The sequence below is a fragment of the Corynebacterium sp. KPL2850 genome, from assembly GCF_040225855.1.
Taxonomy (GTDB): Bacteria; Actinomycetota; Actinomycetes; order Mycobacteriales; family Mycobacteriaceae; genus Corynebacterium.
The window spans coordinates 64,284-79,159 of record NZ_JBEHFV010000009.1; the positions used below are offsets into that span (position 1 = coordinate 64,284).

At 61.4% G+C, this 14,876-nt stretch carries 14 protein-coding genes; 11 read left to right on the forward strand and 3 right to left on the reverse strand.

Annotated elements, in window-relative coordinates; all coding sequences use genetic code 11:
- Window positions 1-60 precede the first annotated feature (60 nt).
- Genes ABRP93_RS04755 through ABRP93_RS04785 form a run of 7 tightly spaced genes read left to right on the forward strand, consistent with a single transcriptional unit; the run spans window position 61 to window position 8,046 of the window.
- Window positions 61-3,057 carry a Na+/H+ antiporter subunit A gene (locus tag ABRP93_RS04755; RefSeq protein ID WP_349887080.1) on the forward strand — a complete coding sequence of 999 codons (2,997 nt, stop codon included), beginning with the start codon at window positions 61-63 and terminating at the stop codon, window positions 3,055-3,057.
- On the forward strand, window positions 3,058-3,558 hold the full coding sequence (locus tag ABRP93_RS04760; protein ID WP_349862454.1) for a Na(+)/H(+) antiporter subunit C: 501 nt from the start codon (window positions 3,058-3,060) through the stop codon (window positions 3,556-3,558). It abuts the gene before it with no gap.
- A complete protein-coding gene (locus ABRP93_RS04765) occupies window positions 3,551-5,401 on the forward strand; it encodes a Na+/H+ antiporter subunit D (RefSeq protein WP_349887081.1) in 1,851 nt (616 codons plus the stop codon). Before ABRP93_RS04760 ends, ABRP93_RS04765 begins: the two co-directional genes overlap by 8 nt.
- Window positions 5,394-5,921 carry a Na+/H+ antiporter subunit E gene (locus ABRP93_RS04770; protein WP_349887082.1) on the forward strand — a complete coding sequence of 176 codons (528 nt, stop codon included), beginning with the start codon at window positions 5,394-5,396 and terminating at the stop codon, window positions 5,919-5,921. Before ABRP93_RS04765 ends, ABRP93_RS04770 begins: the two co-directional genes overlap by 8 nt.
- Window positions 5,921-6,196, forward strand: a complete 276-nt coding sequence (locus ABRP93_RS04775) for a monovalent cation/H+ antiporter complex subunit F (protein WP_005279460.1) — start codon at window positions 5,921-5,923, stop codon at window positions 6,194-6,196. The genes ABRP93_RS04770 and ABRP93_RS04775 overlap by 1 nt, the downstream gene beginning before the upstream one ends.
- Entirely contained in the window at window positions 6,193-6,573 is a 381-nt protein-coding gene (locus tag ABRP93_RS04780) for a monovalent cation/H(+) antiporter subunit G (RefSeq protein ID WP_005279458.1), read from the forward strand. Before ABRP93_RS04775 ends, ABRP93_RS04780 begins: the two co-directional genes overlap by 4 nt.
- A gap of 15 nt (window positions 6,574-6,588) precedes the next feature.
- Window positions 6,589-8,046 carry a glycosyltransferase 87 family protein gene (locus tag ABRP93_RS04785; RefSeq protein WP_349887083.1) on the forward strand — a complete coding sequence of 486 codons (1,458 nt, stop codon included), beginning with the start codon at window positions 6,589-6,591 and terminating at the stop codon, window positions 8,044-8,046.
- A gap of 126 nt (window positions 8,047-8,172) precedes the next feature.
- Here the strand turns inward: ABRP93_RS04785 and ABRP93_RS04790 are convergent, their stop codons facing one another.
- From ABRP93_RS04790 to ABRP93_RS04800, 3 genes are read right to left on the reverse strand one after another with little or no spacing between them, the layout of a single operon-like run.
- Window positions 8,173-9,312, reverse strand: a complete 1,140-nt coding sequence (locus ABRP93_RS04790) for a glutamate--cysteine ligase (RefSeq protein WP_349887084.1) — start codon at window positions 9,310-9,312, stop codon at window positions 8,173-8,175.
- A gap of 45 nt (window positions 9,313-9,357) precedes the next feature.
- Window positions 9,358-10,302: a LytR C-terminal domain-containing protein gene (locus tag ABRP93_RS04795; protein WP_349887085.1), complete on the reverse strand. Its 945-nt coding sequence runs from the start codon at window positions 10,300-10,302 to the stop codon at window positions 9,358-9,360.
- 23 nt (window positions 10,303-10,325) lie between these two features.
- A complete protein-coding gene (locus ABRP93_RS04800; RefSeq protein ID WP_084529689.1) occupies window positions 10,326-10,601 on the reverse strand; it encodes a DUF3263 domain-containing protein in 276 nt (91 codons plus the stop codon).
- Here ABRP93_RS04800 and ABRP93_RS04805 point away from each other — a divergent pair.
- From ABRP93_RS04805 to ABRP93_RS04820, 4 genes are all read left to right on the forward strand, one after another.
- Window positions 10,600-11,223, forward strand: coding sequence for a peptide deformylase (locus tag ABRP93_RS04805; RefSeq protein ID WP_349868129.1), 624 nt, complete (start codon window positions 10,600-10,602; stop codon window positions 11,221-11,223). The two genes, ABRP93_RS04800 and ABRP93_RS04805, sit on opposite strands and share 2 nt — an antisense overlap.
- A 2-nt stretch (window positions 11,224-11,225) precedes the next feature.
- Window positions 11,226-12,227, forward strand: a complete 1,002-nt coding sequence (locus ABRP93_RS04810) for an N-acetylglutamate synthase, CG3035 family (RefSeq protein ID WP_349887086.1) — start codon at window positions 11,226-11,228, stop codon at window positions 12,225-12,227.
- 82 nt (window positions 12,228-12,309) lie between these two features.
- Window positions 12,310-13,119 carry an exodeoxyribonuclease III gene (locus ABRP93_RS04815; RefSeq protein ID WP_349887087.1) on the forward strand — a complete coding sequence of 270 codons (810 nt, stop codon included), beginning with the start codon at window positions 12,310-12,312 and terminating at the stop codon, window positions 13,117-13,119.
- Window positions 13,120-14,583, forward strand: coding sequence for a phospholipase D-like domain-containing protein (locus ABRP93_RS04820; RefSeq protein ID WP_349887088.1), 1,464 nt, complete (start codon window positions 13,120-13,122; stop codon window positions 14,581-14,583).
- The last annotated feature ends 293 nt before the right edge of the window (window positions 14,584-14,876 follow it).

A 14,876-nucleotide genomic window follows, 5' to 3' on the forward strand; every position in this document is an offset into this window, starting at 1 on the left:
ACGCCCCGCGGCAACGAGGGTCTGAGAACTTGACACAACCTAAGGAGCGCAGATTCCAACGTGCTAATACTTCTGGGTGCCCTCATCGTTGCCACCGTGGTTGCACCGCTGCTCATTATGAATGTGGGCCGCCCAGCCTTTGGTTTATTGGCAATAGTTCCCGGTGTCGGTTTCGTGTGGACCCTCGCGCACTTTGCCCGGGGCACCTTCCGCGACGGCGGCGCGCTGAATTACACCATCGAGTGGATGCCGGCCGCGCACCTCGCCGTGGATCTGCGCATGGATGCCCTGGGCGGGCTCTTTAGCCTCATCATTTTGGGCATGGGCGCCTTGGTCCTGCTGTATTGCTGGGGCTATTTCGATTCCACGCGCCGCCGCCTTGCCATGTTCGCCGGCCAAATGGTGGGCTTTGCCACCGCCATGTTTGGGCTTGTGACCTCCGATAGCCTGCTGCTCATGTACGTCTTCTGGGAGATCACCTCCCTCTTGTCGTACCTATTGGTCAGCTACTATGCCGAGCGCGCCTCCTCGCGCCGCGCCGCACAGCAGGCCCTTATGGTCACCGTCATGGGCGGCCTCTCCATGTTGATGGGCATCTGCCTGCTCGGCCGGCAGACCGGGGCGTGGACGTTTAGTGAAATCCACGCCTACCATCACTTTCCCCAAACGCCGTACGTCACCGTCGCCATCGTGCTCATCCTGGTCGGCGCCCTGACCAAATCCGCCATCGTGCCGGCGCACTTCTGGCTGCCGGGTGCGATGGCAGCGCCGACGCCGGTCTCGGCGTACCTGCACTCCGCGGCCATGGTCAAGGCCGGAATTTACCTGGTCGCGCGCCTGGCACCGGATATGTACGAGGTAGCCACCTGGCACCTCGTGGTCATTTCCTTGGGCGTATTTACCATGCTGCTCGGCGGCTGGATGGCGCTAAAACAAAAGGACCTCAAGCTCATTTTGGCCTATGGCACGGTCTCCCAGCTGGGTTTTATTACCTCCATCGTGGCGGTTGGCTCCCGGGAGGCCATGCAGGCGGGCCTGGCGCTGACCTTTGCCCACTCGCTCTTTAAGGCCGCACTCTTCATGGTGGTCGGCGCCATCGACCACTGCTCGGGCACGCGCGATATTACGAAGCTATCCGGACTTGGCCGCAGGCAGCCCTTCCTCTACGGCATCGCCATTATCTCTGCCCTGTCCATGGCGGGCGTTCCCCCGCTCTTTGGCTTCGTGTCCAAGGAGGCCGTGCTGGAATCCACCATGCACGAAGAGCTGCTCATTGGCATGCCGCGCAATATGATCCTGGTGGCCTATGTGGCAGGATCCATCCTCACCATGGCCTATGCCCTGCGCTTTTTGTGGGGTGCTTTTGCCTCCAAGAACCTGCCGGACGATAAGGACGGCGTCTCTAAGGCCGTGGCCACGATGCACAAGGTCAACGTGGGCCTGTGGCTCGCCCCGGCCGTGCTCACCGCGCTGACCATCGCGCTTGGCCTCGCGCCGCAGGCGCTCTCGGCGGCCATCGATCAGCACCTCGATTCCACCTTCGAGGCAGGCGAGCACCAGGGCCTCGCCCTCTGGCACGGGTGGTCGGTGACCTTGGGCGTATCCGCCATCATCATCGTGGCCGGAATCATCGTTCACTGGCGCCGCCAGGTGCTGGAGCAATGGCAGTTTGCGTACCCCGCGCTTGGCGATGCCAACGCTGTCTACGACAAGGTCATCTCCACCCTGCGCAAGCTCTCCCTGCGCACCACGGCCGTTACCCAGCGCGGTTCGCTGCAGCTCAACCTGACCGTCATCTTCGCTACCCTTATGGTGCTGCCGCTGACGATGCTGATTACCGGCGATCTCACGGATATCCGCATGGTGGTTGCAGAAAACCCCTGGCAGGTCGTCGCCGCCATCATCATGATGGTGGCCGCCATTGCCGCGACGGTGACCGATAACCGCTTGTCCGCCGTCATCATCGTCGGTATTACCGGATATTCCTTGTCCTTCGTCTTTGCCATCCACGGTGCCCCGGACTTGGCGCTAACCCAGCTGCTCACAGAAACCATCATCATGGTGCTATTCATGCTGGTACTGCGCCGTATCCCGGCGTCTACCGAGTGGAAGCAGGACCCAAAGATGGGCCGCCTGCGCGCCTGGCTCTCCGTCGGCACTGGCCTGACCGTCACCATCGTGGCGATGTTCGCCATCAACGCGCGGTCTGCCGAACCCATCTCGCAGTACATGCCGGAGCTGGCCAAGGAAATCGGCCACGGCGCCAATGCCGTCAACGTCTTGCTGGTGGACCTGCGCGCCTGGGATACCTTCGGCGAGATCACAGTCATTATCATCGCCGCGCTCGGTGTGGCCTCCCTGATTTACCGCACCCAATCCTTCTCCAGAGACAGCCGCCGGCCTACCCTGCAGGTCACTGGCCGGCGCTGGCTAGCCGCGGGCTCGGAATCGGAGCAGGCGCTCAACCGCTCGCTGATGATCGATGTCTCCACCCGCGTGCTCTTCCCCTCCATGATGGCGCTGTCGTTCTACTTCTTCTTTGCCGGGCACAATGCGCCAGGCGGCGGCTTCGCCGGTGGCCTGGTGGCCGCACTCGCGCTCATCCTGCGCTACCTGGCTGGTGGCCGCGCGGAGCTCGATGAAGCCCTGCCCATCGATGCCGGGCGCACCATGGGCGCAGGCCTCACCTTGTCCGCCCTGGCGGTGGTGGTCCCGATGTTCTTTGGTTACCCGCCGCTTACCAGCGGATATACCTCGCCCGAAATCCCGCTTATCGGCGCGGTCTCACTGCCTTCAGCGCTGGTCTTTGACTTGGGCGTCTACCTCATCGTCGTGGGGCTGACGCTCTACGTGCTCAGCTCGCTCGGCGCCAAGCTGGATGAGGAAGAAGAGATGCGTAAGCAACGCGCCCGCGACCGCGCCCGTTCCCTGGCGCGGAAAAACCGGGAGCGCAGCACCAAACAAAAGGCCCAGCGGGCGCAAAAACAAGAAAAGGTACCAGCCTCAACGAGCTCCTCCGGCACAGGTTCCGGGGACAACGCAGGAAAGGAGAAATAAATGCAAGCCAACCTCTTCCTCCTGCTCGCCGCCGGAGTGATGGTTTCTGCGGGCATCTACCTCTTGCTCGACCGCGCCATGACCAAGATGATGCTCGGGCTGCTCTTGCTGGGCAATGGCGCCAACCTCTTCATGCTGCAGGCCGGCGGCCCGGCGGGCTCACCGCCCATCGATGGCCGCGAGGCCCAGCCTTACGGCAGCGATACTGCGGATCCCCTCACTCAGGCGATGATCCTTACAGCCATCGTCATTTCCATGGCGCTGACGGCCTTCATCCTCACCTTGGCCTACCGCCAGTACCGCTACCGCACCGCCGACGTCATTGAAGATGACGCCGAAGATACCGCCATTGCCGCCAAGGCCTCCAAGCCCGGCAGCGCAGCGGCGAGCGCGGATCATGATGCCTCCAATGACCCCGCCACCGGGCGGGCTACCAAGGAGGGCGATAATTTCGGCCCCGAATCCTTCGAGGAGCCGGTGAAGGGAGCCGACGATGACTGAGCCATTCCACCAGGCGGCCGAGACGATGTACCCGTACGTCGGCGCGCTTATCCCGCTGCCCATCATCATCCCGGCGGTGGCCGCAGCACTCTCGCTGCTCTTTGCCCGCATGCCTAATGTGCAGCGCCAGATCGCCTTTTTCTCCCTGCTGATTACGGCTGCGGTCAACGCGAGCCTGATCATAATAGTGGATTTCCATGGCATACAGACCCTGCAGATAGGCGGCTGGGACGCGCCCGTGGGCATCACGTTGGTGGCGGACCGGCTGTCCACGATGATCCTCTTTACCTCGTCTGTGGTGCTATTCTCCGTCATCTGGTACGCCATTTCCCAGGGTGTGCGCGATGGCACCAAGGATGAACCGGTCGCGGTTTTCTTGCCCACCTACATGCTGCTGACCATGGGTGTAAATATCTCCTTTTTGGCCGGCGACCTATTTAACCTGTACGTCGGCTTCGAGGTCTTCCTCGTGGCCTCGTATGTGCTGTTGACCTTGGGGGCATCGGCAGGCCGCGTTCGCGCCGGCGTGGGTTATGTGATGGTCTCGATGGCCTCGTCCATGATCTTCCTTCTGGCGCTGGCATATGTCTATGCCTCCGTCGGCACCATGAACATGGCCCAGATTGGCCAACGCATGCACGACATCCCGGAGGGCACCCGCACCGCCATCTTCGCCACCTTGCTCGTGGCCTTTGGCATTAAGGCCGCGGTGGTGCCGCTGGCCGCGTGGCTACCGGACTCCTATCCCACAGCGCCCTCGCTGGTCACGGCCGTGTTCGCCGGCCTGCTTACCAAGGTCGGTGTATATGCGATCATCCGCGCGCGCACGTCCATCTTCACCAATGGTGGGCTCGATACCGTGCTGATGTGGGTGGCGCTGGCCACCATGCTGGTGGGCATCTTGGGCGCCATCGCGCAGACCGATATTAAGCGCCTCCTGTCCTTTACGCTGGTCAGCCACATTGGTTATATGATTTTCGGCGTCTCTTTGGGCACCGCCCAGGGGCTATCCGGCGCCATTTTCTACGCCATCCACCACATTCTGGTGCAGACCGCGCTCTTCTTGGTCGTGGGCCTTATCGAGCGCCAGGCCGGTACGTCCTCCCTGCGGCGCCTGGGCTCGCTGATGTATTCCGCCCCGCTTATCGCCGTGCTGTATTTCATCCCGGCAATCAACCTGGGCGGCGTGCCGCCGTTCTCTGGCTTTTTGGGCAAGATCATCCTCATTCAGGCGGGTGCCAATGAGGGCTCTTGGCTGGCATGGGTGCTCATCGGCGGCGCGCTGGTGACCTCGCTGCTGACCCTTTATGTCATGATGCTGGTCTGGGCCAAGGGCTTCCAGCGCGACCGCGCCGATGCCCCCGAAGGCAATGTCGCCCTGGCTCGCCCGGCCCCGCTTTCTGATATCACCGATGAGGTCGAGTTTTCCTCCCGCCAGGACGTCGGCCGGGTGCCGTTCGGCATGGTGGGCGCCACGACGCTGCTGGTCATCGCCTCGACCTCGATTACCTTCCTCGCCGGCCCGATTTCCGGTGTCACCTCCCGCGCTGCCGAATCCGCGCAGGATACCTCCATTTATCAGTACGCCGTACTGGGCGAAAATGCCGATAACCCCACCCGGCACCTTGACCAGAAGGACCGCTACGAAGGCGGCGCGGACTCCTACAAGGAGCGCAGCCAACGGCTACCGGATCCCAGCCCGGCCCACGATCCGAAATCCACAACCACGGAGACGCCGAACTCGGAAACGTCGAACTCGGAAAAGCCAAAATCGGACGCACCGGCGAAATCGGGGACACACGAAAGCCCTACCCCACAAAAGAAGGAGGCCCGCGATGACTAAGAGCCGCTTTGCTGGTGTGCGCTACCGCTTCCGGCCGTGGTTTACCGTCTGGATTACGGTCATGTGGTGCATGCTCATGGGCGAACTCACCGTGGGCAATGTGGTTGGTGGTCTCCTCGTCGCCCTAGTCATCGTCTTCGCCCTGCCGCTGCCGGCGATGCCCATTGCCGGCGTCGAAGTCGCGTGGGGCAAATTCCTGCGGTACATGCTGCGCTGGTTCTGGGAGCTATTTTATGCCTCCCTCAAGGTGGGCTGGCTGGCCTCCCGGCCGCAGCCTCTGCCTCAAACCGCCATCCTGGAATTGCCGATGCGCCTGGAAAATGAGTTCATCCTCTCCCTCGCGGTGACGCTGTACAACCTGCAGCCGGGTGGAACGGTGACAGATATTGACATCGCCAATCGCATGATCACCATCCACATCCTGGATGCCCGGGATGAGGCGCAAATCCAGCGCGAAATCGATGCCGTCTCCCGTCTAGAATCTTCCATGATCGAGATCTTTGAAAGGAGCCACCCATAATGGATCCGCAGATCTATCACGCCATCCTGCTGGTTCCCGCATTCCTGCTGTGGGTCTCCGTATTAATAACCGTCTGGCGCATTATTGTAGGGCCCAATTCCCTCGACCGGCTGGTGGGAATGGACGGTTTTACCGCCATGTTCCAATGCGCGCTGGCGACCTATATGTGCTGGTCGCTTGATACCTCCGTGGTCTCGGCCATGCTGGTCATCGCGCTGCTCGGCTTCATCTCCACCGTGTCTGTCACCAGGTTTAGGAAGAGGGATAACCAATGAGTTGGTCACTAATCGCCGATATCCTCTCGCTCATCCTCGTCATCAGCGGCAGCCTCCTCATCCTCGCCGCCGCCATTGGCCTGGCGCGCTTTAAGGACACGATGTCCCGCGTTCACGCCGTGAGCAAGCCGCAGACCACCGGGCTCATCCTCACCATCATGGGTGCGTTCATCCGCATTACCGGCGCCGAATCTTTCAGTATGGCCGAGCGTGGTGATTTGGGTATGCTTATTTTGCTGGTACTGTTTGCGATGTTTACCAGCCCGGTAACCGCGCAGCGCACCTCACGCATTGCACGCCGTGAAGGTCTGTATGGTTCCGAGGAATCGATGTCGCGCAATGACCGCCCCGCCGGCCGTTCGCTGCGCCGCAAATAGGAGGCACCTTTAACCGTGAAAAAGCTATACGGACTGCCTACTCTGGCCACGCTTCTGGCTGCCTTCTTTATTTTCAGCATCTCCCGCTATAGCCAATACGACGGTCCCAATGCCTTCATCTGGCGCGTGCCGCTGGATCTGAAGATTTACTGGCTCGCCGGCGGCGAGGTGGCCAACGGCGCCAACCTTTATGACAACGCCTATATTGGCAACCTTCCTTTTACCTACCCGCCCTTTGCCGGCACGCTGTTCAAGTGGATTTCTTCGCTTGCCGATGACCCCCTTATCATCCTCTGGCAAGGCGGCACCATCCTTGCCTTATTGGCCGTCATCCTCATGGTCTTCCACGAGCGCGGCCTCAAACTTTCGCCTTTGACCTGGGTCGTCGCCATCCTACTAGTGCTGTGCGCCCCGGCTGTGGAGCCGATGTACGGCACCTTGTTCTACGGCCAGATCAACGTCTTTTTGATGTTCTTGGTCGCCCTCGACGTCATTCCAAAAAAGAGGGCCCTGCCCGGTATTGGCATCGGCCTCGCCGCAGGCTTGAAGCTCACCCCGGCCTTTATGGGCCTAGTGCTCCTATTCCAGAAACGCTGGTGGCAGGCGGTTATCTCCGTCCTTACCTTTGCGGTGACCGTTGCGATTGGTTTCGTCACCATTCCGGATGCCGGGGTGTTCTGGACCGATGCCATCTTCAATTCCTCCCGCGTGGGTGAACACACCAACCCGGGTGCGCAATCCATCCGCTCGATCATGGTGCGCGCGTGGGGCATCGATGGCGGTTGGATGTGGCTCGCCGCCGTAGCGGTGGTCTTAGTCTTGACCTGCCTGGCCCTGCGCACAGCGATGAAGCACAAGAATAACTCCGCCGCCATGTCCCTTGCCGGCATTAGTGCGTGCTTGGTTTCGCCCTTTTCCTGGTACCACCACTGGGTCTGGGTCTTCCCGTTGGCCATCGTGGTCCTCATCTCCGTCAACCAGGCACTGGGCAAGCGCTTGCGCGGGGTCATCGGCGCGCAAGTAGCAGCACTCATTTCCTTCGTGGCCATGTGCGTGGTGCTGCTGCCGTACGTCTCCGCAGCCTTCTGGCTCGAAGGCTCCAACCGCTCTTTGAACCAGTTGGACTTCCAGCCCTGGGCCATGCTCCTTTTCACCGCCTCCGGCATCCTTTACATCGCCTTTTATGCCCTGTGGGGATTTATCCCCGGCACCCAACCCAGCGAGGAAGACACCCGCGGCGGCCGGCACGCGGCACAGCGTGCTGCTCAGCCGCAGCACGCCCAACAGCACCGCGCCCGGACAGCCGGCGCTGCCGCGTCTGGCTCTGGCGCACACGGTTCTACCACCACCGACGAAACCGCACAGTTCCCGGTGTTTAACCCTGAGACCCGCGAGTTTCCGTCCACCGAGGGCTATACCGATATTCCGGCTCCCCCGTCCCCCGGCGGCCGCCACGCCCTAGATAACGACTAAGCGGTACGCAGCAGCGGGGCGCGGCAGCAATCTGCGCACCCTGCGCCGGCCGCGCCCAGCTACTTCCGGTGTGGCTCTAGGCGTGCGATCACTGAGCACACGCCTAGTCGGTGACCGGTTAGCTAATTAGCGCACCGGCCGGAAGGTGTGGAGCTCGCGGCAGGTTTCTTCGACGACATCGCTCCAGCTGCCGGTTTCTTGGAAGAGGCGGCGTTGGCGTTCGTATCCGGCGCCGCCGTCGATGATTTCGTGCACCAAGGCCAGCTCTTCCGCGCAGCCCAACTCGCGGGCTAAGGGCGTGAGTTCTTCTACCATCTGGGCCAATTCATCTTTGACCCAAGCCTCGTCCGTATCGCGCGATGTAATAACGAGGGCATCCATGCCGTAGCGCGCACCGCGCCACTTATTTTCCGCCACATGCCACGGCTGCAAGACGGGTAGCTCCTCGCCCGCATCAATCATGCGGTCATAGTGCACGACCAAGCAGTGCGTGAGAGCGACGACGGCGGATAGCTCCCGCAGGTTCGAGGTGGCGTCGGATACGCGGACCTCTACAGTGCCCCACTTCGAGGCCGGGCGGATATCAAAGTGCATCGAGCCGGTGTGGTTAATGACCCCGGAAATCGCCTGATCCCGCATATAGGACTGCCACTCATCCCACGTGAAAAATTGGTAGGGCATGCCGGCGGTGGGCAGCTGTTGATAGAGCATCGTGCGATTGGAGGCGTAGCCCGTGTCCAATCCTTCCCACCCCGGCGAGCATGCAGAAATGGCCAAGAGATGGGGATACTTCGTCATCAGCGCATTGATGATGGGCCAAACGCGGTCCTCGTGGCTGATGCCCACGTGGACGTGGGTGCCCCACAACAGCATCTGCTTTCCCCAATACTGGGTGCGGGCGATGATCTCTTGATAGCTGGGTTTATCTGACAGCGGGTTTTCCCGGAAATCCGTAAACGGGTGCCCGCCAGAGGCCCACACATCGATGCCGAGCTTGGCCGCGGCTTCTTCCACGGCGGCCAGCGAAGTTTCTAGCTCCGCAATGGCTTCTGGCACCGTGGAGCAAATGCCCGTGACTAGTTCCACCGTATTCTGTAGGAATTCTTTTTCCACGTGAATATCGGGGTGGGCGGCAGTGGCGAGATCAATGAGCTCAGCCCCGCGCGGGACGAGATCGCGCGAGTCGCGGTCCACGAGCGCGACTTCCCATTCCACCCCGAGCGTGGGCTCGGGGGAACGGGCGAATACTTCTGCCGGAATCTTCACCGGTCCAGCTTAACGGGTAGGGAGGTAATATTCCATGAATTTTATTTAGGCCTGTGGGACGGCGAGGGCGACCACAACGGCGCCGTCATCGGTGGCCTCCTTGGGCAGGTCCCTATTCATAGGCTTTACTTCTGCCTGGTAGCGCGCGGCTACTTCCTTGGCCAGGGACTCCGCGGAGGTATCGCCTTCAGGATAGAAGACGGTGGTCTTGGGCACGGTCAAAACGTCGCCTGGCAGGTTGCCCACATAGCCCACCTTGAAGCCGCCATCCTTCAACACATCGGCTTCGTTCTTAGCCTTATCGGATTCACCGGAGTTATTGAGCACGCTGACCTTAATGTCATTGCGGTCGCGCGCAGCGGACGGCGCATCGTTGCCGCCGGCCCGCGCTTCATCCCCGGCGCGGTCGGAATCTTCGCCGCGCGCACCGTCCTCGCGGCCCGCGTCGCGGTTAGCCTCGCCCTCGGCGCCGCCGTTCGGGTGCGCGTTATCGCCCTCGCCTTCGCGAGGCGGCTGGTTATTTGCCCCGTCGCGGGAGCCATCGGCACGGGAACCGTCGCCGCGCGCGCCATCCGCCGCAGAACCACCGGCGCCATTGCCGTCTTGGCTGCCATTGGCGGAGCCGTCCGACTTCGACTGCTCGGAATCGGAAGCGACGGTCGAATCGTCGTCCTCCGAGGTCATGGCGTAAAGGCCCCACAAACCGAGCATCACGGCCACGGCGATCAACACCATGGCGAGCCCGCGCAGTGGTAAACCGCCCTTCTTGGCGTGGGCACCTCCCCCACCGCCGCCGGTTGCGGCCGCAGCGGCTCCTGCGCCGGCACCCGCAGCGCCAGCAGCGGCAGCGTCTTCGCCGCCTACCTCATCGTCATAAGCGCCGTCGTAGGCGTCGTCATAATAAGCATCGCCATAATCGGCCGCGGCGGCATCGCCAGCGGCGTCGTCGAATTGCTGGTCGTATAGATTATCCGGATTCTCTTTAGTCACTTCAGTAACACTAGTAGCCAGTTCTAACGCGGTGGGGTATTTCCCCGCGCGGCGCGCCGCGTATTTTCGCGCTCCTCCCGCAGGCGCTTCAGCCGGGCCACCAGGAGGGGATGGGATTCGGCGGCAGCGGGGGCATCGAGAAGCAGGTTCAGCCGTTGGTGATAGCGCACCGGCGAGATATCCAGCTGCGCGCGGATGGCCTCTTCCTTGCGGCCAATGCTGCGCGGGGCGGTTTCCTCAAAATCTAAGATGGCGGCGTCTAGGTCAGACAAGGGGTTCATGCCTAAACTGTAGAGCATGACTATTCGCCCCATCGTTATCCACGGCGACCCCGTGCTTCATCAGCCCACCACTCCGGTGGAAGAATCCGAGATTTCCAGCCCAGAGATGCAACAGCTCATCGCGGACATGTACGAGACCATGGACGTTGCCCATGGCGTGGGCCTGGCTGCGAACCAGGTGGGCATCGGCAAGCGGCTCTTCGTCTACCACTGTCCCGACACCGAAGGCCCGGATGGCACCGAGCTGCCCGCCGATAAGGCCGGCATGCGCAAGGGGTGCGTTATCAACCCGGTGCTGGAAACCTCCGAGATTCCAGAGACCATGCCTGCCGATGACGGCTCCGATGACGAAGGCTGCCTCTCCGTGCCGGGCGAGGGCTTTCCCACTGGCCGCGCCGATTGGGCGCGCGTGACCGGCAAGGACGAGCACGGCAACGACATCACCGTGGAAGGCTACGGCTTTTTCGCCCGCTGCCTGCAGCACGAGACCGGCCACCTCGATGGTTACGTGTACACCGATACCCTCATCGGCCGCTACAAGCGCCAGGCAAAGAAGGCCATTAAGCGCCATGGTTGGACCGAGCCGGGCTACACCTGGATGCCGGGTGAAGACGAAGATCCCTTCGGGCACGACGATTAATCATGTCTCGCATCTTTCGTTCCGATGACGTGCAGGTAGGCGATCGCGTCGTGGCCCGGCGCGATTTTGGCGATGTGCACAGCGATGTCATTGGCCACGTCCTCAGCCTCGAGCCGCTGGTCATCCGCCCGCAGCAGGTCGGCGGCTACCCCTCTGACCTCGAGGCCGTGGAGATCGCGCCCGAGCAGCTGAAGATTATAAAGCGGCTTTCGCCGCGCATGGTGCGCAATTCCGATATTCGCGCCGTCGAATACGCCACTGCCCAGGCTTTTCCTGGCAAGGAGCACACGTGGACCTCGGACGGCTCCTGGCTCATGCGCGCCGGCGATGGCGTGACGGGCCGGTCTAATTCGGCCGTCCCGCTCGGGCCTTCTGCGGGCTTTAACCCGGTCCCGCTGGAGGAAATCACGGAGTTCTACCGCCGCCACGATCTCCCGGTGCGCCTGCTCATCCCGGAGCGTATTGGCAAGCCCGCAGAGCGCCTGCTTGCCGATGCCACCTGGGAGACCGAACCCGAAATCCTCGTCATGGTCCTGCGCGATCTCGCGGCTCTATCCGCCGAGGTCCCGGGTTCGCACCCCAGCGGCGCGGAGTTCCGCATCGATGCCCAACCCGATGAGGCGTGGCTGCAGATGTACCACTTCCGCGGCCAGGCGCTACCTGCCCAGGCCCTGGAGTACCTGCGCGCCCGCATCGAGGGCACGATGGGCTTTGGGCGGCTCGTTATTGACGGCGAGACCGTTGCCATCACCCGCGGCACCATCACCGAATCCGGCGACGGTACCGCCTGGCTGGGATACTCCGCCGTGGAAGTAGCACCTTCGCATCGCCGCCAAGGCTTGGGCGCCCTATTGGGCCAGCACATGCTGCGCTGGGGGCGCGAGCAGGGCGCAAAGCACGCCTACCTCGACGTCTTGGCTTCTAATACCGCCGGCATTCGCCTGTACGAAAAGCTGGGCTTCATCGAGCAGCACCGTCAGATCTACGCCCAGCTGCGCGGCTAGCCCCAGCTGGGTTAGTCCGCCTAGCCCGCCGGCCGCAGCCTGGACTAGTCCGGGCCATTGCCCGCGCGGTACTGTATTATCCATGCGCATCACCACGTGGAATATCAACTCCGTTCGCACCCGCATCCAGCGGGCGCTGGATCTTCTCCACACGCACGACATTGACGTGCTTTGCTTACAAGAGACCAAGGTCAAGGACGATAAATTTCCCCGCGAGGCCTTCGAGGATGCCGGGTACCATGTCACCTGCCATGGCCTCAACCAATGGAATGGCGTGGCCATCATTTCCAAGGAGGAACCGGAAGAAGTCTTTACTGGATTCCCCCACCAGCCCGGCTTTGCCAAGGACCCAGAAAAGCCCCAGGACCGCGAGGCCCGGGCGCTTGGTGCGCGCATCCGCGGGGTAGAAATCTGGTCGCTGTATATCCCCAACGGCCGCGAAATCACCGACCGCCACTATGACTACAAGCTGGACTTTCTCTACCAGCTCTCCCACTACGCCGCGGGCCGCGCCCAATCCAAGCTGCTTCTAACCGGCGATTTCAATATCGCCCCGCGCGATGAGGACGTGTGGAATATCGAGGCCTTCCGTGGCAAGACACACGTCACCGAACCCGAGCGCGCCGCCTTCCAGATGCTCGAAGAGGCCGGCCTCGAAGAGGTCACGCGCCGTTTTACCGAAGACCAGCGCTATACCTACTTTGATTACAAGGGAATGCGCTTTCACAAGAACGAGGGCATGCGCATCGATTTCCAGCTGGCCTCGCCGCCGCTGGCCAAGCACGTCACCGGCGCGCACGTAGACATGGAAGAACGCGCTGGCGAAAAGACCTCCGATCACTGCCCGCTTAGTGCAGATTTCGATCTGCCCGATTTCGATTCCGTGCGTTAAATGACCTGGTCGCTCGATCTCAGCTTCTGGCAGCTGATCTTCCTTATCATTGATTATTCCATCAAGATCATCGCCGTCGGCTTCGTGCCAGAAGGCCGCCGGCCCTCCAATTCCACCGCGTGGTTGCTGGCCATTCTGGTGCTGCCCGTCATTGGCCTGCCGCTGTTTTTGCTCATGGGCTCGCCGTATATCAACCGGCGCCGCCACCGCATCCAGCAAGAGGCCAATGAACGCCTTGAGGATATTTCCGCCCGCACCCCGGATCATCCCAGGGGCATCCTGTCGGCGGAGGTGGAATCCGTCATCAAACTCAACCGCGAACTGACCGGCTTTCCGGCGCTCATTGGCCACAATCTGGGCCTGCATGCGGATTATGATGAATGCATTCGCGCCATCGCCGCGGCCGTAGACCGCGCCGAAAAGTACGTCTCCATCGAGGTCTATATCCAATCCTGGGACGAGACCACGGATGTATTTTTCCAGGCCCTCGCCCGCGCCACCGCCCGCGGCGTCAAGGTCCGCCTATTGCTGGATCAGATTGGCAGTTTTAAGTACAAGGGCTACTCCTCGCTGGGGGATAGGCTCACAGAAATCGGCGTGGATTGGCGCCTCATGCTGCCCATCCAGCTGCACAAGGGCAGGTTCCGCCGCCCGGATCTGCGCAACCACCGCAAGCTCGTCATCATCGATGGCGAGGTGGGCTTTATCGGCTCCATCAACCTGATCAAGCGCCAATATAAAACCAAGGACCGCTTCTGGATCGATTACATGGTGGAACTGTCTGGCCCCATCGTCACCGCCATGACCGCGGTCTTCGCGGTGGATTGGTACACCGAATCCGGCGAAAACCTCCCGCTAGATGAGCTGCCCTATGACGATGCCCAAACAGTCGACGCCAACTACCTGCAGATGATCCCATCTGGCCCCGGCTATACCACCGAGCCCAACCTGCGCATGTTTAATTCCCTGGTGCACCACGCCAAGCAGCGCTTGGTGCTGTGCTCACCGTATTTCGTGCCGGATGAATCCCTCTTAGAGGCCGTCACCACCGCCTGCTACCGCGGGGTGGATGTGGAACTTTATGTCTCCGACACCGCGGACCAATTCATGGTCAACCACGCCCAGTCTTCCTATTACCAGGCGCTGCTTGAGGCCGGGGTGCATATCTACCAATTCCCCTACCCGTATGTTTTGCACTCCAAGTTCATCATCACGGATCCGGATGACCAGGAGTTCAATCCGCTGTGCATGTTCGGCTCATCCAATATGGACCCGCGCTCCTTCGGTCTCAACTATGAGACCACTATGCTCGTGGCCAAGGGCGATCTCCTCGCCCAGTTCAACCAGCTCGCTGCCAATTACCGCGCGGTCTGCCATGAGCTCACCCTCGAGGAGTGGAACCAGCGCGGTTTTGTCCGCCGCTACGTCGATAACGTCATGCGGCTGACCTCGGCCCTGCAATAAGCATTGCTTGCCGATGCCCCAATAGCCCGCTCATAGGCTATCTAAACACAAGCCTTCTTTTGCAGAACCAGAGTAGAACTTCCCGCGTTGAACCGCGCACGGTATCACCGCAGAGATGAGTGTGTAGTCCACTTAATTGACTCCGGATCGGCGTTAATTATTGGAACTAATTGCGAAAGATACGCCGGATTCTCCGCAAATTTCCCTCTTGTCTATTGGACCTGACCCCCAGATGGTGGACACCTTGAAACCAGCATCTCGCTGGGGAAGTGAGGTACCTTTCCACCATGCCA